Here is a 21,186-nt window from a genome sequence, read left to right as displayed (position 1 = left end):
AAGGAGGCCGAGGCCTTACGTGCGCACGGTCCGGCCCCGGCACAGCGGGCCTGTGACGCCCGTGAACTGAAGATCGAGCCCGAGGCCGTCGCGTTCGGCGTGGATGTGCAGGTGCGGCTCCGTGCTGTTGCCGGAGTTGCCCACCTCGCCGAGCAGCTGCCCGGCGTGCACAGGATCGCCCGCCTTCACCGTCACGGTGCCGCGGCGCAGGTGAGCGAGCTTGACGATCTCGGCGCCGGTGTCGATGAACACGTGGTTGCCGTAGGGGGGCTGGTATCGGATCGTGCCGGGTTCCTGGTCGTCGAGGTGATCGACGGCGGAGACGACCGTGCCGTCACACGGGGCGTAAAGACTCTGCCCGTACACGAGATAGCTCTCGTTTTCCCCGCGCAGGCCGGTGCCGCATGCGCGCGCACCGCCCGGACCGATCTGGATCACGTCCAGGGCGCCGCGCTGCTCTGGAAAGGACGCGTGATGGTTCAGGCGGGCCCCGCCGCCCTGCGCGACATACCACTTTCCGTTCCGCAGGGGGAAGGTGAGAGGCCGGGACACGGCGGTCCCCCAGCGGTGGCGGCGCGCCCGGAGCAGGAACCATCCGAAGTCGGCGAGCAGGGCCACGCCCACCACCAGTTCGGCCTCACCGCCGCCCGACGCGGGCAGCCTGGGTAGCCGGCACGCGGAGGCAAGGGCCACCAGCGCGCCGGCCTCCACGGACCGGCGTATCCACCACGGCAGCCGAGCCGGGCTCTGCCAGCCTTCCATGAGCAGGTAGCCGGCCGCGACGATGAGCAGACGGCCGCACCAGGCGATGCGGGAAGGGGCCTGCCAGCACGCGTCGATGCGCGCGGCGAGCAGCAGCACCCACACGGTCCACACCAGGGCGGCTCGCGCTCCGTGCGGGACGCGCAGCCGCGGCACGCGGTACGGGCCCGGGGCGATCAGGAGCCCGTCGAGCACCTGGCCGTCGTGTGTGGTGGCGAAGGCGAGGGCACGCCCCCTGGTACCTTCGATCACCAGCCCGTCGGGATGGTCCCGTACCCCGGTGATCGCGCCGACGCGTTCGCGGGTGCCGTCCAGGATCTGGTCGAGCCGCTCACCTCCCACGGCGGCCACGACCCGCGGGGCGAGCATCTCCCGCTGTGCGCGCTCGGCGGTGAGGAACCTGAACAGCAGGTCGGCCGCCGACTGTCCCGTGCGGCGGGGTTCCGCCGGTGTTCCCGCTTTCTCAGGCACCGGCCGCACCGTCCCTGTCCGCCGCCATCGCCACGGATGTCATGCCGCGCGCCTGCAGCAGGGGCCTACTGCGCTGCACGAGGCGGTCCTTGACGGACCGATAGCGCCGCGCGATCGACTTGTAGTCCTCGTCGCGCAGGCACGTGCAGTCCGCGCCGATCATCAACAGCCCGAAGCACACCAGACCCATGCACGTCATGATGCCGAGGTGCATGCCCTCCAGGGCCAGGGTGTTGGCCTTTCGGATCCAGGAACGCGCGGACAGGATCGCGAAGGGCAACGCCAGCTCGATGAAGATCGTGAAGTAGCTGGTGGCGGTGGTGAGGAAGGCGTTGCTCATCAGGTGCGTATAGGTCGCCGACATCTGGAGGCCGGTGATGCGGCTGATGTAGTACATCGCCACGCCGTCCTGCCACACCTTGCCGGTGATCTTCCAGTAGCCGGCAGCGAAGTAGAGCACGGCCGTCTGGAAGACGATCAGGAAGGCGGCCAGATTGTGCAGCACGGTGGACGTCGTCGGCTGCTCCAGTTCCCGCATCCTGGCTCTGCGCCGCTTCGCGCCGACGGCGAAGTAGGCGTTTGAGACGGTGAAGACCATGAAGAGGATGAGGATCTGGGCCAGGTTGTCGCCGCCTTCGAGCACGTCCTGGTTCCTGTTGTGCAGCGACCACATCAGCACGGCCTGCGCCAGGGTGAGGACACGGCCGCCGAAGATCATGAATGCGGCGGACACCAGGATCACGGCGTGAAAGACGATCTCGAACCAGACCGTGGAATGGTCCCACAGAAAGAGCGAGAAACCCCGGCGTGGCAGCGCGGACCTCGCTGTGGAGATCGAATTGTAGGACTCGGGCCCCCACAGGAAGCGCCGCTTCGAGTAGTCGGAAACGCAGTACAGGATGGTGGCGAAGCCGATGATGACGCGTAGCAGGGCCGTCCCGATCAGCCGGTGCTTCCGGGTGGCGAAGCGGAGTATGACGGTGTCCAGCCGCTCCGTGCCAGCCCGCCATCCCTTGCCCAGCAGGGCAGTTGTGCCGCTCATTGCGCAACTCCCGGAACGTAGTCCATCCATGATGTCGCCAGAATTCCCTGCTGGTGCTCATTGGGCCTGGGTACTTCGTACCGCTCCGAGAACGGAATGATGGGACGGTTCTTGAAGGTGGCCTGCACAGAGATGATCTGAGCGTTCGGATACAGTGTCTTCGCCTGCGCGGAGAAGAAGCGCCGCATCTCTTCGAAGTCGGGTGCGAATTGCTTGTCAAGTATTTTTCGGGCGGCGTCGCGTCTGGCCGCCGGGAGCTTCTTGAATTTGATGGCGATGCCTGCATACCGATTGGCCGCCGCATCGAATGCGAGGAGTACGCCGGGAAGCTTCGTCGGGTTCACCGGGAAATCGTGCGGCGATCTGTCAATGGCCTGCTCGATTTCGACAGGGCTCGACTCGACGACCTGGTCGGAGCCGGGAAGCTTCATCCGGGTCCGTAGATATATGAGGTCGTCACTGCTGCCGGGAGTGGGGCCAAAGAGCTGCCAGTCCTGCCAGAAGTACGGTTCCATGAAGGCCGTGACGGGTCCCTTGATACGGTCCTTCGCGGGGGAACCGGGCGCGTTGTACACCAGGCAGCACAAGCAGTAAACGGTCACAGCCGCGAGCGCTGTCAGCGCACTGATCCGTACGTTCACGGAAAGCGCCCCGCTCGCCGTCCGGGGTGCGTCCTCTGCGGCGCGTGAGCGCGGGAGAACTCTCATCGCTGTCCACATCCAGGTTGATCGAAGTCAATGAGGGTGGTGGATATGCGTGAGACTGCGTGCCGGGGCGGGGCGCCCCGGCACGGCACGGGGGGTTGATCGGCATCGGTGGTAGCACGACACCGCAAGTCACTTCGCGCCACCGTTCAGGTGGTGGCTCACGTCACTCGGCATCGATGGTCGGTCGATGCCGCACGCCACGTCCTACCGCTGGTCAGGCGATATCGTGGCGCTTCCCCCTGCGCCGGAGGTCAGCCGGCGCTGCAGGTCACGCGGCGTCGGTGGTCGTCCGACGCCATGGGTTCGCACGGCTCCGCACGTCACGCGAAGCCTTGGAACCGTCGACGCCGTCGCTCACTTGACGTCGTAGGCGGTGTCGCCCGGGATCACGCCGTGCAGTGTCTTGCCGCTGATGGCGGGACCGCCGCTGGAGGACGACGAGGACTCGCTCGAGGACGAGGAGTCGCTGGACGACTTCAGCTTGGTCGTCACCTTCACGGTGTACTCGGCGGTCTTCACGACGGTCGCCGCGGCCACGCTCTGGGCGATCGCGTGCAAGAACTGCGGCTGCACGCCCTTGCCTATGACCTGAGCGGTGGCGACCGAGTGCTGGGCCGCGGCCTTCTGGTGCGGCAGCGAGGCGGCCGACGCACTGGAGGCGGTGAGCGCCGCAGTACCGCTCGCGGCAAGAGTCGCGATCACCGCAGCGGAAACGGCACGTTTGCCGTTCATGATGGATTCCTTTCGAGTACGGAATGCTTTCGGCGGCATGCGGCGTGAGGCCGCGCCCCGATGGCAGTTCGCGGATGTCCAATGCCGGACCCGCCGAGCAAAGCTCGGGGGCCGGACATTCTGCACCTTTCGACGAGGCGACGGCTGCCTGGCAAGCCGAGGTCGCCCGAGGCCGTGAGCTGATCGCCGACGCATCGCTGGACGACTCCGGCCGCCTGTCTGAACAGGAAGCGGGTTATGTCGGCGATCAGGGGGTCTCCCTGCGCTGGATCATGGTGCACATGATTGAGGAATACGCACGTCACAACGGTCATGCCGATCTCATTCGCGAGCAGATCGACGGAGCCACCGGCGCATGAGATGTGCCTGCGCGGTCGCAAGTACCGCGCAGGCACCCGGCTCCGGCTCTCAGCCGGCGGCGGTCTGCTCGGCTTCCCAGCCTCACCTGGCACGCTCCTTCGCCCCGCCCCGTAACCCATTCTGCCCTTGGTGTCGATGAACTCGCAGTGATGGCTGCCGGGTTCGACCGGGTCACAGCAGGCCGGGTTGCTGCCATTCGGTGCCGAGGACGTGGTGGTCGAGGAAGTTGAGGAACGTCTCGTACCACAGGCGCGTGTGGTTCGGCTTGAGGATCCAGTGGTTCTCGTCCGGGAAGTAGAGGTACTTCGCGGGGACTTCGTGCCGCTGCAGTTCCTGGAAAAGCGTGGCGCCCTGCCCGACGGGCACGCGGTAGTCCTTGGCGCCGTGGATGACCAGCATCGGGGTGCGGACCTTCGCGACGTCCAGGTGCGGCGAGTCGGCCTCGTACCGCTCGGGGCGGGTCAGCGGATCTCCGAAGATCCGCTGGAAGTACCAGGGCACATCGGTGTCGCCCTGAAACATTCGCAGGTCCCACAGACCTGCATGGCTGATGATCGCCTTGAACCGGTCCGTGCTGGTGGCGACCCGGTTCGCCATATACCCGCCGTACGAGCCGCCGGCGAGCGCCGTACGTGAGGCATCGATGTCGTTGCGGGCCTCGGTCGCGTCGGTCAGCGCGATCACATCCGTGTAGGGGCGCCCGCCCCACTGCCCCCAGCCGCGCCGGTGGTTGATCTGCCCGTAGCCGGTCGACAGCGCCGGATCCGGCAGCAGCACCGCATAGCCGCGCGCGGCGAACGGCCACGGGTTCCACCGCCAGGTCCAGCCGTTCCAGCTGAACTGCGGTCCGCCGTGGACGGCGACGAGCAGCGGAGCGGGCCGCTCGGCGGACGCGCCCTCGGGCAGCACAAGCCAGCCGCGCAGCACGAACCCGTCGTCCGCCTCCGCGTGCACCTCGGTGAGGGTGCCGGGCAGTTCCCCGACGCCGCCCGGCGCGGGCAGCCCGGCCGGAGTCTGGTCGACGATGTCGGCGGCGATCCGGACGGGCGTCGGCGGCGCGTCGACCGAGTGGCGCAGGGCGTAGAGCGTCCGCCCGTCGGGGGCCACGGTCAGCGAGCCGTACGCACCCGAAGCGGTGAGACGTGTGACAACACCGTCCGGGTCGCGCCGGAAGACGGGCGCGTGCCCCTGCTCGTCGGACGTGAAGAAGAGCGTGTCGTCCACCGGCGAACAGGCCACGCCACCAGGCCAGTTGTCGAACTCGGGCAGCAGGTCCTGCACCGTGCCGTCGGTCAGGTCGATCCGGACGAGCGTCGCGTCCCAGGGGTCGTCGTAGGTCGGGTAGCGCATCCGGCAGCACACGAGGGCCGAGCCGTCGTGGGTGAACCGCGGCGCCTCATAGAGGTGTTCCAGATCGCCGAGGACGTGGATCTCCTCACCGCTCTCCGCGTCGGCCACCACCACGATGGTGCGGTTCTCGTCCGGGACCCGCCCGGGCACGAACCGGCGGTACGCGACCCGTGTGCCGTCTGGCGACAACGCCGCGTCCCCCGGATCCTCCAGACCGATTCCCTGCCCGCCGGCGACGACCGGCTCCGCGTCGGCCCCGGCACGGATAAAGGTGTGCGGCTCCGCCGGGCCGAGGTCGTGGTCCCAGGCGCGGGTCGGCCCGGCCTCATACAAGATCGCCGTGACCTTCGCGTCCTTTCGCGCCGCGCGCAGCTTGCCGTGCGCCTCGGTGTCGGCGGCTCCCGGCAGCAGCCCCGCGGTGTGGCACAGCGTGCCGGAGGTACGGGCAACGGTGACCGCGGCGATCCCGCCTGGGTGCCGGGCCACGACGACGGCCTCCCCGCGCAGCGGAAGCGCCCACAGCGCGGCGCCCTCGTCCTCCTCACCGTCCGCGGCGGCGCGTTCGGACAGGAAATACAGCGTCCCGTCCGGACCGAACACCGGCCCCGACTCACCCTGTTCGGACCGGGTCAGCCGCAGCGCGTCGCGCTCCCCGGCCGGATCGATCTCCCACAGACGGGACACGAACCGCGTCCCGTCCTCGGACAACGACTGCACGCCGGCGACGAGACGAGTGCCATCGACGGACAGAGCAAGGGAGTTGACGCGGGGGCAAGCGACGAAGGCGGACAGGTCACGGAAGATGGACGGGCCATCGGAGGACTCGATCATGCGGACGATTGTCGCCCGTACACGTTACTGACGGCCAGGGAGCATGACGTGGGGCGCCCGTCTGTCAGCAGCCCTTCTCATCGAGTACGGTGCTGCCCGGCATCTTCCATGGCTCCCGACGCGGCGGACAGGATCACGTCCACGAGCTGGTCGGCCGCATCCGGACGGCCCTGTGCACGGGCCCGCTCCGCCATCGCCTGACGCCGGTGGGCATCGGCAAGGAGCGGGCCCAACGCGTCCCGCATCCGCTGCGCGGTCATGTGGCCCTCCAGTGCCACCGCGGCCCCGGACTCCTGCAAATGGCGTGCGGAGGCGGCGGCACATCCTGCAGGCGGGCAGCCGGCTCAGGCCGGTGTCAGTTGCCATTGCTCGTTGGTGCCATTGTTGGCGGTCCACTGCACGACTTGGGCGCCGTCGCTGGTCGACTGGCCGTACACGTCGGCGGCCAGGCTGCTGGCGCGGCTGACGATGGTGTAGTAGCCGTCGCCGGTGGGCCGGAGGTACCACTCCTGGTTCGTGCCGCCGTTGGCGGACCACTGCTGCAGTTGCAGTCCGGCCGTGGTGGAGGAGGCGTTGACGTCGAGCATTTTGCCGCTCGCGGTGTATCGCAGGGTGTAGGCGCCGTCCTGGGCGGAACCGAGGGTCCAGGTCGCGTTCCCGGTTTGCTGGATGGCCTTGGCGCCGTCGACCGTGGAGTTGCCGGTGATGGCGAGCGGTTTGCCGCTGTTGCGGTTGACGATGCGGTACGTGCCCGGCGCGGGACCGGTGCTCCCGCCGCCGCTCAACGTGAAGTACTCGACCGCGTCGCTGAACACGGTCGTCCCGGCTTTGCTGGTGGACAGGACGAGGTAGACCCGTGAGCCGCTGGACGGCGCCGTGAACGACACGGTCTGCGTCGCCTTCGAGCCGAGCGGGACGGTGAGGGTGGTGTTCCCGGAGGCGATCACCGGGCCGGTGGCGCTGTCGAGGCGGGCGCTCCAGGCGAAGCCCACGGCGGTGCCGGTGAAGTCGTCGTTGAACACCGAGATCGTACGGTTCACGGTGCTGTTGGCGGCGTATCCGGGGACCGCTTGCGGGAGCGGGAAGGTGCCGCTGGAGTCCGACACACCGGAGGCCGACCAATAGGGCAGGTCGATCGCGGCCACGGGATTGAACGCGGCCTGCACCCGCTGGAACTGCGGATTGCTCCACGGGTCGGAGAGGTTGTCGGCGCCGTAGACGGGATGGCCGCCCTCTTCGGGGGTGAAGTCGGTGGTGCGGACGCCGGGTATGACGCCCGCCCAGGCGGACAGCAGGGTGTAGGGGCGCAAGTCGCTGGCGTCCTTGCCGCGCTTGGCCGCCATCGTGGTGGCGAACCACTCGAAGCCCTGCTTGGTGTTGCACTTCGGCCAGATGTACTCGCCCTCGCCGTCGGGCCGGCCGGGCACCGACACGACCTTCTCGCCGTAGGCGCCGAAACCGTCCAAGTAGTGCCCGAAGACATCGAAGTTGGCGTACGTCATGGTGGGGTAGGGGTTGGCCGGAGCGCCGACCCACGCGTCGACGCTGACCGGCCGGGTGCCGTCGTTGCCGTTCATCGCCGCGTACAGGTCCTTCTCGAACTGCTCCGAGTCCATACCGCTGCTGCCGGGCTCGTTGCTCTGGCTCCAGCGGATGATCGCCGGGTGGTTGCGGTCGCACAGGGTCAGCGCGCGGGCGTGGTCGACCATGTTGTCGTGCCCGGCGACGAAGTCCTGAAGGCTGTTGGAGCCGCGGATGCCGGTCTCGTCGATGATCATCAGGCCCATCTCGTCGGCCACGTCGAGCATGTAGGGGCTGGCCGGCTCCTGATGAATGCGGACCACGTTGTAGTTCAGCCGCTGGTAGTTGTCGACCGCCTGCGGCCAGCCACCGTTTCCCGAGGAGGGCGCGAGGAAGCCGGGCAGGGTGTCGTAGGCGTCGCCCTTGCCGCCGTTGTTGATGCGGTCGAAGTCCGCGCCCTGGAGGTTGTCGCCGCGGAAGTTCACCCGCACGCCGTTGAGGTAGTAGTACTCGCCGTTCTGGCTGCTCTCCCGGAATCCGAAGCGGTAGGTCGCGTCGCTGGTGCGGCCGTCGTCGGTCGCCGCGTGGACCGTCAGGCGGTGCAGTTGGGCGCGATACCCCTGCCGGTAGGGGACGTTGGGCCACCAGTACGAGGAGGAGCCCAGGTTCCACGCCACGGGCCCGACCGTCACCTTCACGGTCGAGTGGGCGGCCACGGTCACCGTGCTGCTCGGCAGCGCCGGATAGTTGAACGACGTGGCGTTGTCCGATGCGAGCGAACCGGTCAGCGTCACCGTCCGCGCGGCGCCGGAGGTGTTGGTCACCGACGCGTCGTAGGTGAGGGTCTGATTGGCCACGGACGTACGGACGAACGTGTCGCTGACGTACACCGCCGGATACACGCGCAGGAACGCCGAACGGAAGATCCCCTGCGGCACGGCCTCGGCCCAGTCGGCCGCGTCGGGCACCAGATACCTGCCGTTCGCGGGGTTCTTCAGGGCGCCCCTGCCCTTCACATCGACCGTGATGGTGTGCGTGGTACCCGGTGCCGCGTACGCGCTGATGTCGAAGTTCGACGGTGTGAAGGCGGTGGTCCTGGTCGCCACCGTCCGCCCGTCGACCGAGAGGGTCGCCTGGTGGTTCACCGCGCCGAACTCGATCCACGTCGACTGCGGCTGCCCGGAGTCCGGCACGGTGATGGTGCGGGAGTACACCGCCTCGTTCACATCGGTGAAGCCCTGCTTGTACCAGCCGCCGCCCGGCACGGTGATCGACGTCGCCGACCGGCCCGCCGGGGTGAACCCCCACGTGCCGGCCAGGTCGACCGAGGCGATCGCGGCGTTGCCCGCGGTGAAGCCGTTGACGTCCGCCGCCGACGCAGCGGGGACGGCCGCCGTGGACGCCGTGGGTCGCGGACCTGCCGCCGTGGCCGGGGGTATGCCCACCACAGCGGTGAGCAGCACCGCGGCGGCCGCTGTCACCGGCCTTAAGCGTCGACGGCTCCGCAGCCGAATGTGTTGTCGCATGACGCGAGCTCCTTCGTTGACGGGGTGGGGGGAGACCGCACTGCCTGCTTCGTGCTGTGCGCGGTGCGACCCGGCCGAGGTGCGCGCCCGAGGTGGATGAGGTGTTGTCGCAGTGCGGGACGTCGCACGGCTACCGGTCGGTGAACGAGTTCCGGCTCGCCACCACGATCCGGTTCTGCCGGGGCAGCCTCCGGCGCGGGAGGCTTCGTTGTTCTCCGAGCACAGCCGGTGGTGCCTGCGGCTGCATGTCGAAGGGTGTGCGGTACAGCGGTGGGTGGGTGCCCAGGTCGAGGTGCGGGGTGCGCGCGGCGACCCGGCCGCCCACGACGTCGTCAGGGAGGACGACGGGCAGCGTGGCCGCTGTTCGGCCACGGCGTTGTGTGGCGGTGCGCGCCGCAGTCCGGTCTCCGGCTGCGGGCGGTGTGTTCACGGGGTGACCCGGTGGCCGCAGGAAGGGCTGCCGCCGGCGACACGACGCGCCCGCGGCCCCGACGCCGTTCCGCCACACCGAACACAGCCGTCGGCTGCCATCAGCTACTCCACTACGTTGTGGCGCCCGCCGGCCGGAGCTGGACGAGCTAGTGGCCCTGGATACGTCTGACTCATCAGTGGTGCCGGTCCGGCCGGTCAGGCGTCGGCCGACAACGTGAACCGGGTTCGACCCCCGCAGCACTCCGGTCGTTCCGTTACCAATGACAGCGCTCGGCCACGATTGACGTCAAGGGCAACAGATGTGTCTGTTCCAAGATCTTCGCCGCGGTGGACCGATCGGCGTCCAGACGGCGACCGTTTACGTAATGGGCGACGGAGGTGCCAAATGAATCCGACTCATCGCGGCTTGACGCTCGCTCATCGGCATGTCCGGGGCGGTGAGTACGTCCTCGCCCGTACGCGCCCTAACGGGCGAGGAAAGCGCTCAGTACCGCGCTGAGTTCGGCCGGCGCGTCCATTGCTATGGGAGGGCGGTGCGAGGCTCGACGCCCTGGAACACCTCCACAGCACCGCGCGTGATCACCGCTGACCGTTTCGCAGTGTGGGCAAGCGGGTGCAGGCTCGGGTCGAAACAGAGCCAGGCTCTCGCAAAGGGGGCTCGCTCAGGAGAACAGGCGAGAGCGGTCAACTCTTTCGAGGTGGACGGCTGTGTGTCCGCTCGACCGTGCCCAGTGCCTGGCCCCGCAGATGCATCCACACCAACCGCGGCACCGAGGTCCTCGCCCGCCTGCGCACCCATGCCGGTCCCGGCCACAGCGCGGTCGTCAACCGTTCTGAGACGCCATGCTTTGGGCGCTCCTTGGGGATCTGGGGCCGTGCGCGAGGCAGACCGGTGGGGCGTGGGCGAGGTCAGCAACCAGTCCACCGGAGACTGCCCGGGCGTCACCTCCTGGTCGGAAGCCGCTCGTGCTCTGGACGATGCAGGACTCGAGCGGCCCTCCGCGGCACGGTCTGGATGGGACCCGGTGGCCGTCGCACCGGGAATCGCCGGCATCCGCCGCCCGAGGTGGAGGGGATCTTCGTCTGTCGAGGCGAGGGGGAAGCAGAGTTCCTCCTTCAGAACCACAACACCGGTGGGCCGGTTGATCTCTGGTCAGTGGACGGGGTCGTCAGCGCCTGGCGGCTGCATGGGCAGCCGCCTCCTGCCGCCTAGCTGTAGTGGCCGAGCGGCCAACTTCCGGCACAGCAGCCGCAGCCACCTCCTCGGTTGCGCCACGGGTTGGGTCAGGCCACCGGATTCTCCAGGAGCGGGATCCGGTTGCCGTCCGGGTCGTGCAGGGCAGCAAACCGGGTGCGTGTTCCACCTGTCTGCACCGGCTCCGTATTCAAACCGCGTTGCTTGAGTTGAGCCAAAGCCTTGTCCCGATCGGGCACCTCCAGATTGAGAAGTGCTGAACCAGCACGCTCGGCGTCCTCGAAGACCTGGAGCCAGCCGCTCGGGGTGAGATGCCAGTCTGCCAGTGACGGCATCGGCCGGGTGTTCGCCGGGCGTCCCAGCAACCGTTCGTACCAGACCACCGCCTCCTCAACGCTTCGCACGGGGGCAACCATCAATACGCGGGCGGTATCCATGAACGCCACCATCTTTCGAGTCGGGCTATTCGCGTCCCTTCTACAGACAGCTTGAGGCGACAGAACTCATCGCATGTTGCCCAACACGCATTACTCCGTGACAGCGTCATCAGTTCACGAGCGTCGAACAGGCACTCAGCGGGCGGCCGGAGAGGAGTCGGCCGACTGCGGTTGCGCTGCGGCGTCGGGCTGGCCGCCTCTCCGAGCCCGAATACATGCCCACACAACCAGGTGCCGCTCGTGCCGGTGATCATGTGGACGTTCGCGCAGGTCTCCAGCCGGAACGTCGCGTAATTCCCCGGGTACCGGGTCCTGAGCCGTCGATGAGATCCCGGGTCAGTCCCACCAGAGCACGAGGAGAAGACGGCGTTGGGATGCAGCAAGGTAGAACTCGCGTAGGGCATTGAAGTGCCACAGCAGGTAATTCCTCGTGCCGCCGACGATCTTGCTGGGGCACTGCCGGATCGAGCACATCGACGGGGGCGCGGCCCCGGCTCGGCCGGGCGGCGATGCGGCGCAGCCGGGTGCCCCGGTGCTCTGCCGCGTCCAGGGCGCAGTCCGCTTCGCGCAGCGGCGCTCCCTGCGGTGCTCTTCTTCGTATGGTGCCAACCCGCGCGGTCAGCAGGCCTCGTGCAAGACCTGACTGCTGTCCTCGGCCGGGACGGCGACAGAGGCCTGCTGCTCATGCTCCACGCGGGCGGTGTGCAGGAGGCGCCACCACGACGTCACGGTCGGTCGGCGGCGAAGGAGCGCCCGCCGCTCGCGTTCGGTCATCCCGCCCCAGACGCCGTGCTCGATGCGCTGATCCAGCGCGTAGGACAGGCATTCGGTGCGCACAGGGCAGCCGGTACACACGACCTTGGCCCGGTTTTGCGCAGCTCCCTCAACGAACAGTTCCTCCGGGTCGGCGCTCTTGCACAGCCCGCGGTCGCCCCAGTCGGTATCCGTTATCACCTCGGCACCGCCCCTCCCCGATTCCGCCAGCAGCTACGCCCGGCCATGCGGCAGGCACGTGACAATACGTGAGCCCGGTGCTGAGCGTTCAGCAGCGGCAGAGCGCTCAACTCCTTCGAGTGACGCGGACTTGCCACAGGGTGGGCCGGGGCGATAACGGCAGGCTACTCGACTCTGTTCAGGCCACGGCGGTTTGTTCTGTATTGGCCCGGGACTGGGCCAGGCGTTCTCGGCGATCGCCCTCTGGGCCACCGGCCCGCGAACCCAGCCGGCGAGGAGGGCGGCTGATGCCAGACGGGCGGGCGGTGGAGGCCGGTTCCATCGGCTGGCCTCTGTTCGCCTCGACTGTCAATCGTGGTCCCGGGCCACGAGCCGGGCACCGTCACCGCCGTTGCTGTCCCTGTCCAGCTCTGATCATGACCGGAGAAGCAGCCGCTATCTGATCTCGTACGACTGCTGCCTGGGAGGCCGTGCAACTTCTCCGCGACTCCGGGGGACAGCGGCGAGTTCGCTGCCCCAGCGGGGGTGTGGGGTGGTGGTCATCGGCTTGCAGGTCGTGCTCAGTGGGCGGTTCGTGAGCATATGGGTCGTTCTGGTGTCGCCTGATGGTATGGACGGAGGCGGAACGTGCCGGTCCGATGCCGGTGGCCTGCTGGGATCGGTGGGGTGAGTGAACGCAAGCCGTACCAGAGCGACTTGACGGACGAGCAATGGGCGTTGATCGAGCCGGTGCTCACGGCCTGGAAGAACCGGCACCGTTCCGTCGGAACCTCTCGTCCCGGCTTCAGGAGGTGCCGTTGAAGGTGGTGTGCCGCACGGAATTGTCGCTGCCCGCGCCGCGGTGCACCATGTGCAGCTTCCCGCCGAACTGCTCGCGGCCTGATCGACACGGCCACGTGTTGCAGCGCCCCCTGAAACCGCCGGGTAGCGGGCCTTACGCCCGTGGCGGGACGGCAGACGAGCTCAGAGCTGGGTTTCGCCGCCGTCCACGGCCAGCTCGATGCCGGTGGTGTACGTGGCATCGAAGGCGAGGAATGCGGCCGCCTTGGCGAACTCTTCGACGGTGCCGTAGCGCTTCATGGGGTTGCTCGCGGTCCGCTCCGCCCTGAACTGGTCAGCGGCCTCTTTGGACAAGTTCATCGTTTCCAGAATCCCCGAGTCGATGGGACCCGGGCTGATCGCATTGACACGGATTCCCCGCGGAAGCAGCTCGCGGGAGAAGGAGCGGGCCATCGAGCGCAGCGCCGCCTTGCCGGCCGCATAGACGCTGGTGTCCACCATGCCGATGACGTTCGCGATCGAGGTGGTGAGGACGATGCCGGCGTTCGCGCTCAGCAGCGGAGCGAGCTTCTGCACAGTGAAGAAGGCGCCCTTGACGTTGATCGCGAACAGCTCGTCGTACACGTCCTCGGTCGTCGACTCGAGGGGCGTGAGAGGTGAGATGCCCGCGTTGACGAGCAAAGCCTCGATCGAGCCGAGGTCGCTCTTTACACGGCCGGCGAGCATATCCAGGTCGGACAGTGAGGCCACATCCGCCCGGACGGCCACGGCATTCTCGCCGAGCCGCTCGCGTGCCGCGTCGAGCTTGGCCGGAGAACGGCCGGTGATCACCACGCGGGCTCCGCCTTGCACCAGCAGCTCCGCCAGCGCGAGCCCCATGCCGCTGCTGCCACCCGTGATCACCACATTCTTGTCGCTGTACTTACCCATACCGAGATTGCTCCGCTCCATCATCAAAAACATGTCGATATATCTGGATGTCGCTGTTTATGAAGCGAATCAGCCGAGGGTTTCGATCTTCATGTCGCCTGTGGTGACCGTGCGGATGTGATCGCTGGCGAGCAGGTCGTGCGGATTGCCGAGGTCGATGGCGCTGACCTCGTCGAGGCGGGCCAGCTGGGAAGGAGCGAGGTCGACCTGCAGGGCGCCCAGGTTGTCCTCCAGTTGCGCGATGGTGCGGGCGCCGATGATGGGTGCCGTCACGCCCGGGGCGTTCAGGGTCCAGGCCAGTGCGACCTGGGCGGGTGTGTGGCCCAGCTCCGAGGCCACCTCCTTCACCGCATCGGCGATGGCGAGATTGCGGTCGGTGACCCATCCCAGGGCGGCGTTGAGGCTTTTGCGGTTGCCGGCGGTCTCGCCGGCGATCGGGCCCGCCGGGTTCTGGTCCTCCCGGCTGTACTTGCCGGTGAGCACCCCGCCGCCCAGCGGGGAGAAGGGGACCACTCCGAGTCCCATCTCGCGTGCCATCGGGATCAGGTCACGCTCCGCGGTGCGCGCGATCAGGCTGTACTCGGTCTCCAGTGCGACCAGTGGCGACCAGCCGCGCAGGTCGGCGATCGCCTGCATGCGCGACACCTGCCAGGCCGGGGCGCTGGAGATCGCCACGTACAGCACCTTGCCCTGCCTCACCAGGTCGTCCAGGCCCCGCAGGATCTCCTCCACCGGCGTCCTGAAGTCCCATACGTTCACGTAGAGCAGATCGATGTAGTCGGTGTTCAGCTGCCGCAGACTGGCTTCCACCGACGCCAGCATGCTCTTGCGGTGGGTACCCCCGGAATTCGGGTCACCGGGCTGACGCAGCGTCGAGTACTTCGTCGCCAGCACCATCTTGTCGCGGTTGGTGCGGGCGAATTCGCCGAGCAGCCGCTCGGAGCTGCCGTTGGTGTAGGTGCTGGCGGTGTCGAAGAAGTTGCCGCCGAGCTCGGTGTAGCGGTCGAAGAGCTTGCGCGCCTCGTCGCGCTCGGCGCCCCAGCCCCACTCGGTGCCGAAGGTGGCCGTGCCCAGCGCCAGCGGTGAGACCCGGAGTCCGGAACGGCCCAGCAGCCGGTAGGTGTCGAGAGTGAGTGCCATCGTGTTCTCCTGTGAGGTGTGGTTCGTGGCGTTCGAGAGGTACGGATCGGTGGTCGGCTCGCCCGGGTTTCAGGCGCCGAGCCCGTAGCCGCCGGCCACGGTGATGTCCTGGCCGGTGATGTAGCCGGCGGCGTCCGAGGCGAGGAAGGCGACTGCTTCCGCGACCTCCTGGCTGGATCCGAAGCGCTCGAAGGGGATCTTCGAGCGCATGGCGTCCCGGCCGCTCTCGGGCACCCCCAGCTTGTTGAGCAGCGGGGTGTCGGTGGCCCCGGGGCTCACGGCGTTGACGCGAATCCTGCGCGGGGCCAGTTCGAGCGCGAGCGAGGGCAGCATGGCCAGCAGCGCGCCGCGTGTCGCCGCCCCCACCGTGGCGCCAGGGGTGCCGCGACGGGATCCGATGCCGACGGTCAGCACGATCGAGCCGCCGTCGTTCATGAGGGGAAGGGCCTTTTGGAGGGTGAAGTACTGGCCCTTGAAGTTGAGGTCGGCGTGCTCGTCGAACGATTCCTCCGTCACCTCGGCAACCGGTGCCGGACGGAAGATCCCGGCGTTGAGGAAGAGCAGGTCCAGCGATCCGAACCGCGCCGACACCGCCGACATCAGGGCGTCGGTGTCGGAGAGCACGCGCCCGTCGGATCGGACGACGAGCACGTCGCTGGGGAGTTCGGACTGCGCCCGCGCGAGGGAGTCGGGATTCTGTCCGGTGACCGCGACCTGGTAGCCGCGGGAGTGCAGCAGCTCGGCCGTCGCTCTGCCGATCCCGGTCGTCCCCCCGGTGATGAGAGCTGTAGGCATGGCAAACCTTTCGTCGCTGAAGGGATGGGTGAGACCACCCGTAATCGGGGACCTCCCCGGTTGTCTCAGCGTACACTGAACCGGGGACATCCCCGAATCGTTCCCGAGCCTCATCCGACACTCACGATCGCGAAGGTCATGACCCCTCCACGCAGCACCCTGCGCGCCGACGCGCAGCGCAACCGCGAGCAGCTGATCGCCACGGCCGCCGAAGCCTTCGCGTCCGGACGCGCGATCTCGCTGGACGCGATCGCCAAACGCGCGGGCGTGGGGAACGCCACCCTGTACCGGCACTTCCCCACCCGTGAGGATCTGGTCGAAGAGGTCTACCGGGACCAGATCCGGCCCTTGCGCGAAGATGCGCGCACCCTGCTGGCTGCCAAGCCGCCCGCGCAGGCCCTCCACGCGTGGATGCTCCGATTCGCCGACTGGGCCGGTGAACGACGCGGCATCTGCGAGGCCCTGGTCGCCATGAGCGCTTCCGGCCGCTTCGGCACCGGACCCGTCTGCGACGAGGTACAGCAGGTCCTGGCGATGGTGCTCGAGGCCGGCGCCACAGCAGGAGAACTGCGCAGCGACATCGACCCGGTCGAGGTAGGCGGCATCCTCGCCGGTTTGCTCTCCGTGGCCGGCGCACCCGAGCAGCGCCCCCAGCTGAACCGCATGCTGGACGTCGTCGTCGACGGACTCAGGCCCCGCTAAGCGATACGCCAGCGGTTCGGCGAGGCGTCGACCTATGTCGGACGGCATGGCTGCGGCCGCGGCGGTCGTGGCGCCCCAGACCTTGGTGAGGACCGTCGGGATGGTTGCCTACGTTCGGCTCGATCCTCGCCTCGCGACAGCGCCCGAACGGCTCGTCAGGCGTTCCTGCCGTCGCCGCTCAAGGGGGATCACCGAGGTGGACCCAGAAGCCGCCAGTAGTTGATCTTGGAGGCGCCAGCGCTTCCGGCGGGCGGCAGGGTCGCGTTCGGCGACGTGTCGGGCGACTGCGTCGACGCTGGGGCGGGCGTAGCGTTCCAGGGAGCGGACGGAGGCGTGGCGGTAGCGGGCCAGCAGCATGGGGGTGGAGGTGCCGCCCTCAGCGTCGTCCGGCGGATTCGGCACCGCGGCTGGTCGAGGATGCGGTTGAAGACCCCTGCGGCGGTTCAGTGGCTGAAGAAGCCGAAGACTGTCTGGAAGGGCGGGTAGTCGCTCGGCAGGGCGGACCGTTTACAGCCGGTGTCGACGAGCTAGCGCACGATCTCGCGCCGCGGGTGGGTCTCTGGCCTGCCGCCGCGGGGGGGTCTGGCAGGCCGGCACCGGCAGCAAGGACTCGATGAGCAGCCATCCCAGGTCGGATCCTGGCCCACCTGCGCACTGCCAGCCTCGGCGCCCTGGCCGACCTGGGCTTCCTCGGCCTGAACGACGACGGTGGCGACCCCGTGGTCGTCACCGTCTTCAAGGCCACCCGCGCCCGCACGACTACAGGCTGGCGATGCTGTCCCGGACCGACTTACCCCAAGCCACACCTTCGGCGTGCGTGTTGGCGAAGTCCGGGTCCACGTAGATGTGGATTCTCTTGATGAGTTCACCCTCGAACTCGAACACATTGCAGAACAACCCGAAGGAGGAAATGTTGTCAGGGAAGTCCGCGCCTGACGTCGTTGTTCCCTTTTCCGCGCCCTCGACGATCACGTAGTTCCCGGACGACAACACGGTGAAGCTCTCGATCTCGTGCTCCAGCGACGCGATTCCCCGTCCAAGACCCTGAGCGAAAGCTCCGATCTGTGCCTTCCCGTGCGCGATGCCGAACTTCGGGTAGAACATACGAGCATCTTCAGTGAAGATGTCGATGACCGCAGGATTGCCAGCGTCCACCATACGGAAGTAGTTGACAGCAATCTCTTCGCGACGCCTCTGGATATCGCTGGCGTTCACTTTTCCTCCTGGTACATGGTGCGTGGTGCGCTCTCGCGCTGGTTGAAGGGCGCGGTCAGACCTGCGCCTGGCCTCCGTCGACGAACCAGTCGACGCCGTTGACGAAGCTGGAGGCGTCGGAGGCCAGGAACGTCGCCACGGCGGCGATCTCATCCGGGCGGCCGATCCTGCCGAGCGGCACCTGCGAGGCGAGCTGGTGGTCCGGGCCTACGGCGCCCACCAGGCCCGGGGTCTCGGTCGGGCCGGGGCTCAGCACGTTCACCCGGAACTTCCGTTCCTGCGCGCTGAGCGCCCAGCTGCGCACCAGGTTGCGCACCGCTGCCTTCGATGCGCCGTAGATTTCCAGACTCGGTCCGGGGCGGAGGGCGTTGGTCGAGCCTGTCACTACGATCGAGGCGCCGTCCGACAGCAGAGGCAGAGCCTTCTGTACGGTGAAGATCGTGCCCTTCACATTCGTGCCGAAGGTGGCGTCGATGGCTTCCTCTGTGATCTCACCGAGACGCTGAGGGACAGCGCTGCCGGCGTTGGCGACAAGCACGTCGATGCGGCCCGCCTCCTCGCGCACGACCGAGTAGAGGTCATCGAGGTCCGTCTGCACCGAAACGTCGGTCCTCACACCGGTGGCCGCCGGCCCGATCTCAGCTACGACCGCGTCGAGCGGCTCCTGACGGCGACCGGCCAGGAACACCCGTGCCCCCTCCGCGGCGAACCGCCTGGCGATGGCAAGCCCAATGCCGCTGGTGGCTCCGGTGACCACCGCCACCTTGCCTGCGAGTACTTCCGTCATGACGCGCCCACTCCTCAATTCTTGACTGGTTCGTCCATAACGCTAGCCGTTATGGACGAACCAGTCAAGAATTGGTAGGCTGTCCCGCATGGCACGACCCAGGAAGTTCGACGAGCAGCAGGTACTGGACGCTGCCCGGGACCGGTTCTGGTCGGGCGGGTACGCCGCCACGCGAATGGAAGACATCGCCGAGGCAACAGGGCTCGGCAAAGGCAGCCTGTACGGCGCGTTCGGCGGAAAGCAGGAACTGTTCCACCGCGTGTTCGACGATTACTGCGCCTCCGTCGTCGATGCTGTGAGCCGACAGCTGCGCGGCAACGACGCCGACGCCTACGCGCGGCTGTCCGCCCACGTGTACGCGGTGGCGGCGGCGACTGCCGCAGACACCGCCCACCGCGGATGTCTGTTGGCCAAGGGCGTCGCCGAGCTGGCCGAACACGACGAGACGGTGGCCAAGCGGGCGCGCGCGGCCATCGAGGCGCTGCAGGCCCTGCTGGAGGGCGACATCGCAGCCTGTCAGCGCAATGGCGAAATCGCCGCGGACGCGGATCCGGGAAAGCTGGCTGCGCTGGTGCTCGCCGTACTGCGCGGCATTGAAGCTCTGGGCAAGGCCGGAGCGAGCGAGGAGACGCTGACCGATATCGCCAGGACAGCCCTTGCCGTACTGCCCCGCCCCCCTCGCTCAGTGGGCGGTTCGTGAGTTGGTGTCCGTTCCCGACCTGGTTAGTCCAGCAGGACCCGCGACCGGTCGGGGTTCGGGTGCAACTCGGGCTTGACAGCCCCCGGGGCCGGCAGCCGGGCCTGCGCGGTATACAAGTCATCGTCGCCCAGTTCGATGTGGGCCTGCTTTTCCTGGGATGCAGCCGGCCAGGTAGGACGTCGGTAGTCGGCCAGCCGGTTGAACCCGAGTCCGGCCGCGCCCGCCTGGACGATGAGGGCGAAAACTAGTCGTGAGCGCGCCGGAGCCCACCTTGAGAAACCCCTCCGACGCTGCCAGCGACGTCGTTCTCCTCGTGGTGGGTTCAGGCGGAGTCGACGGATCAGGGGTGTGGGGGCGGCGGGCTCATTGGGGCTGGCGGGCTCACCTCTTTCTGTGCATGGCCTCCCGCCGTGCTCAGCGCCAGCCCAGGGCCGGAGCGACGTGGGTCAGGATGCTCTCGATCACATGGGCGTTGTAGGCGACTCCGAGCTGGTTCGGCACGGTGAGGAGGAGTGTGTCGGCGGCGGCGACCGCTTCGTCCTCGGCGAGCTGCTTGACCAGCACGTCGGGCTCGGCGGCGTAGGAACGGCCGAAGATCGCGCGAGTGTTGGCGTCGATGTAGCCGATCTTCCCAGACGACGAGCCCGGGAGGACAACCGGGGGCGACTACAGCATCCAGCGCGGCCGGCCCAACCCCGACGACCGACTCTTCGGACAAGTCACTTCCCGGACCCGCCGAACCCGAGCCTACGCCGACACCCCAACCAGCTTGACAAACACAGAGGCACCCAAGGGCACCGACCTTTCGGTCCACACTCGCGAGCACCTTGATGCGGTAGCGGCCGAGTTGAACAGCCGCCCTCGCAAGACGCTCGGTTGGGCAACGCCAGCTGATCGTCTGCACGAGCTGACGGCTTCCCCGTCGTATTGCGTGGGGTCCTCGCTCTCCCAGGGGTAGACGAAGAGGCCAGGCCGGGCGCCCCATGCGTCGAGCACCGTGATCAGTTCGGACTCGTCCGTGGCGTCAGCGGACCCGATGAGGACTGCTCCGATGTCGTAGTCGAAGCCGTCGATGCGATCGCGGTCGTACTCCCAGTGCTCAAGGCGGAAGCTGCGTTCAGCGTCGCTGTGAACCCATCCGCGCATCGGTGAGCCGCTCCGATCCTGTCCAATCCGGGTTACGCCCCGCCATTTCGCCCCGGGTGGTGACCAGGGCGGCTGCCTCTCAAGCCGATCCGCGTCCCCTCCCGGCCTGCACCGGCCACCGCTCACATATCCGGGAACCAGACGCTACGAACCATGGTAGAAAAGGGGATAGTCGTGACAAACACGCACCGACACCTACACCAACGCCCTGGCGAAGATCATCGAGTCGAAGCGGGAAGAGAAGCCCCTTCCCGAAGCCCCGGAGACCGAGCAGCCGGGCAAGGTCCTCGATCTCATGGCCGCCCTCAACGAGTCCGTCCAGCAGGCCAAGGCCTCCCGCGGCGAGGACGCCGACGTCCACGAGATGCCGTCTCCGCCGATGGCAGAGCACCACGCTGCCGCCCACCCCCGACCGGGGCCCCGACCATGGCTGGTCAGCGGGACGCGGCTGGCCGCCCGCAGCGCTACGAGCCGGGCTCCTGGCGCAGGTCCAGGAAGCAGCGCAGCCGTACACCGGGCTCGCCAGGCTCCCGGGTCGTACGGTCCGCCGCTGCGATCGCGCACCGCGCGGCGAGCAGCTCCTGGACCGCAAGGGCGGTTTCGTCATCGGCGGCCGCGACCCCCACGACAGCCAGGCCCGGCTCCGCCACGTGCGCGTCCATGATCTCCCT

17 protein-coding genes and 4 pseudogenes are annotated in these 21,186 nt (G+C 68.1%); 4 read left to right on the top strand and 17 right to left on the bottom strand.

The window, feature by feature from the left end; translation table 11 throughout:
* Window positions 1-15: 15 nt before the first annotated feature.
* The 4 genes from OG841_RS00335 to OG841_RS00320 form a co-directional block, all read right to left on the bottom strand.
* Entirely contained in the window at window positions 16-1,233 is a 1,218-nt protein-coding gene (locus OG841_RS00335) for a M23 family metallopeptidase (protein WP_328643379.1), read from the bottom strand.
* Window positions 1,226-2,275, bottom strand: a complete 1,050-nt coding sequence (locus tag OG841_RS00330) for a hypothetical protein (protein ID WP_328643380.1) — start codon at window positions 2,273-2,275, stop codon at window positions 1,226-1,228. The genes OG841_RS00335 and OG841_RS00330 overlap by 8 nt, the downstream gene beginning before the upstream one ends.
* Window positions 2,272-2,916 (bottom strand): DUF5819 family protein, encoded by a 645-nt coding sequence (locus tag OG841_RS00325; RefSeq protein ID WP_328643381.1) that lies wholly within the window; start codon window positions 2,914-2,916, stop codon window positions 2,272-2,274. The genes OG841_RS00330 and OG841_RS00325 overlap by 4 nt, the downstream gene beginning before the upstream one ends.
* Before the next feature lie 420 nt (window positions 2,917-3,336).
* Window positions 3,337-3,714 carry a hypothetical protein gene (locus OG841_RS00320; RefSeq protein WP_328643382.1) on the bottom strand — a complete coding sequence of 126 codons (378 nt, stop codon included), beginning with the start codon at window positions 3,712-3,714 and terminating at the stop codon, window positions 3,337-3,339.
* Between the two features lie 131 nt (window positions 3,715-3,845).
* On the opposite strand from OG841_RS00320, the pseudogene OG841_RS00315 reads away from it, so the two are divergent.
* Window positions 3,846-4,073 (top strand): annotated as a pseudogene (locus tag OG841_RS00315) (mycothiol transferase); the annotation flags it as partial.
* A 172-nt stretch (window positions 4,074-4,245) separates the two neighbouring features.
* On the opposite strand, the gene OG841_RS00310 reads toward OG841_RS00315, so the two are convergent.
* From OG841_RS00310 to OG841_RS00285, 6 genes and pseudogenes are all read right to left on the bottom strand, one after another.
* On the bottom strand, window positions 4,246-6,255 hold the full coding sequence (locus OG841_RS00310) for a S9 family peptidase (protein WP_328643383.1): 2,010 nt from the start codon (window positions 6,253-6,255) through the stop codon (window positions 4,246-4,248).
* Between the two features lie 77 nt (window positions 6,256-6,332).
* Window positions 6,333-6,572 (bottom strand): annotated as a pseudogene (locus OG841_RS00305) (UDP-N-acetylglucosamine--N-acetylmuramyl-(pentapeptide) pyrophosphoryl-undecaprenol N-acetylglucosamine transferase); the annotation flags it as partial.
* 27 nt (window positions 6,573-6,599) lie between these two features.
* Window positions 6,600-9,257, bottom strand: coding sequence for an RICIN domain-containing protein (locus OG841_RS00300; protein WP_371562404.1), 2,658 nt, complete (start codon window positions 9,255-9,257; stop codon window positions 6,600-6,602).
* A gap of 175 nt (window positions 9,258-9,432) precedes the next feature.
* Window positions 9,433-9,732, bottom strand: coding sequence for a hypothetical protein (locus tag OG841_RS00295; RefSeq protein WP_328643385.1), 300 nt, complete (start codon window positions 9,730-9,732; stop codon window positions 9,433-9,435).
* A 1,286-nt stretch (window positions 9,733-11,018) separates the two neighbouring features.
* Window positions 11,019-11,366 (bottom strand): VOC family protein, encoded by a 348-nt coding sequence (locus OG841_RS00290; protein WP_328643386.1) that lies wholly within the window; start codon window positions 11,364-11,366, stop codon window positions 11,019-11,021.
* A gap of 618 nt (window positions 11,367-11,984) precedes the next feature.
* A complete protein-coding gene (locus OG841_RS00285; RefSeq protein WP_371570496.1) occupies window positions 11,985-12,353 on the bottom strand; it encodes a WhiB family transcriptional regulator in 369 nt (122 codons plus the stop codon).
* 633 nt (window positions 12,354-12,986) lie between these two features.
* Here OG841_RS00285 and OG841_RS00280 point away from each other — a divergent pair.
* Window positions 12,987-13,070, top strand: a pseudogene (locus tag OG841_RS00280) (transposase); the annotation flags it as partial.
* 213 nt (window positions 13,071-13,283) lie between these two features.
* On the opposite strand, the gene OG841_RS00275 reads toward OG841_RS00280, so the two are convergent.
* The 3 genes from OG841_RS00275 to OG841_RS00265 all read right to left on the bottom strand — a co-directional run bounded on the left by OG841_RS00275 (window position 13,284) and on the right by OG841_RS00265 (window position 15,965).
* Window positions 13,284-14,030: an SDR family oxidoreductase gene (locus OG841_RS00275; RefSeq protein WP_328643388.1), complete on the bottom strand. Its 747-nt coding sequence runs from the start codon at window positions 14,028-14,030 to the stop codon at window positions 13,284-13,286.
* Between the two features lie 69 nt (window positions 14,031-14,099).
* On the bottom strand, window positions 14,100-15,170 hold the full coding sequence (locus OG841_RS00270) for an aldo/keto reductase (RefSeq protein ID WP_365121869.1): 1,071 nt from the start codon (window positions 15,168-15,170) through the stop codon (window positions 14,100-14,102).
* Between the two features lie 69 nt (window positions 15,171-15,239).
* Window positions 15,240-15,965, bottom strand: coding sequence for an SDR family oxidoreductase (locus tag OG841_RS00265; RefSeq protein ID WP_365121872.1), 726 nt, complete (start codon window positions 15,963-15,965; stop codon window positions 15,240-15,242).
* Between the two features lie 138 nt (window positions 15,966-16,103).
* On the opposite strand from OG841_RS00265, the gene OG841_RS00260 reads away from it, so the two are divergent.
* Complete coding sequence (locus OG841_RS00260) at window positions 16,104-16,667, top strand: TetR/AcrR family transcriptional regulator (protein WP_328643391.1); 564 nt, start codon at window positions 16,104-16,106, stop codon at window positions 16,665-16,667.
* 759 nt (window positions 16,668-17,426) lie between these two features.
* Here the strand turns inward: OG841_RS00260 and OG841_RS00255 are convergent.
* Together OG841_RS00255 and OG841_RS00250 are read right to left on the bottom strand one after the other, a co-directional pair.
* Window positions 17,427-17,882 (bottom strand): nuclear transport factor 2 family protein, encoded by a 456-nt coding sequence (locus OG841_RS00255; protein WP_328643392.1) that lies wholly within the window; start codon window positions 17,880-17,882, stop codon window positions 17,427-17,429.
* Between the two features lie 55 nt (window positions 17,883-17,937).
* The gene (locus OG841_RS00250; RefSeq protein ID WP_328643393.1) at window positions 17,938-18,669 is read right to left on the bottom strand and encodes an SDR family NAD(P)-dependent oxidoreductase; all 732 of its coding nucleotides are present in this window, start codon (window positions 18,667-18,669) and stop codon (window positions 17,938-17,940) included.
* A gap of 88 nt (window positions 18,670-18,757) precedes the next feature.
* Between OG841_RS00250 and OG841_RS00245 the strand changes: the two genes are divergently transcribed.
* Window positions 18,758-19,369 (top strand): TetR/AcrR family transcriptional regulator, encoded by a 612-nt coding sequence (locus OG841_RS00245; protein WP_328643394.1) that lies wholly within the window; start codon window positions 18,758-18,760, stop codon window positions 19,367-19,369.
* 414 nt (window positions 19,370-19,783) lie between these two features.
* Here the strand turns inward: OG841_RS00245 and OG841_RS00240 are convergent.
* Both OG841_RS00240 and OG841_RS00235 read right to left on the bottom strand, forming a co-directional pair.
* Window positions 19,784-19,993: pseudogene (locus OG841_RS00240) on the bottom strand (LLM class flavin-dependent oxidoreductase); the annotation flags it as partial.
* A gap of 986 nt (window positions 19,994-20,979) precedes the next feature.
* Entirely contained in the window at window positions 20,980-21,177 is a 198-nt protein-coding gene (locus tag OG841_RS00235) for a DUF6207 family protein (RefSeq protein WP_328643395.1), read from the bottom strand.
* Window positions 21,178-21,186 lie beyond the last annotated feature (9 nt).

Source organism: Streptomyces canus (assembly GCF_041435015.1).
Lineage (GTDB): Bacteria > Actinomycetota > Actinomycetes > Streptomycetales > Streptomycetaceae > Streptomyces > Streptomyces canus_G.
This window is presented reverse-complemented; position numbering and strand designations above follow the sequence as displayed.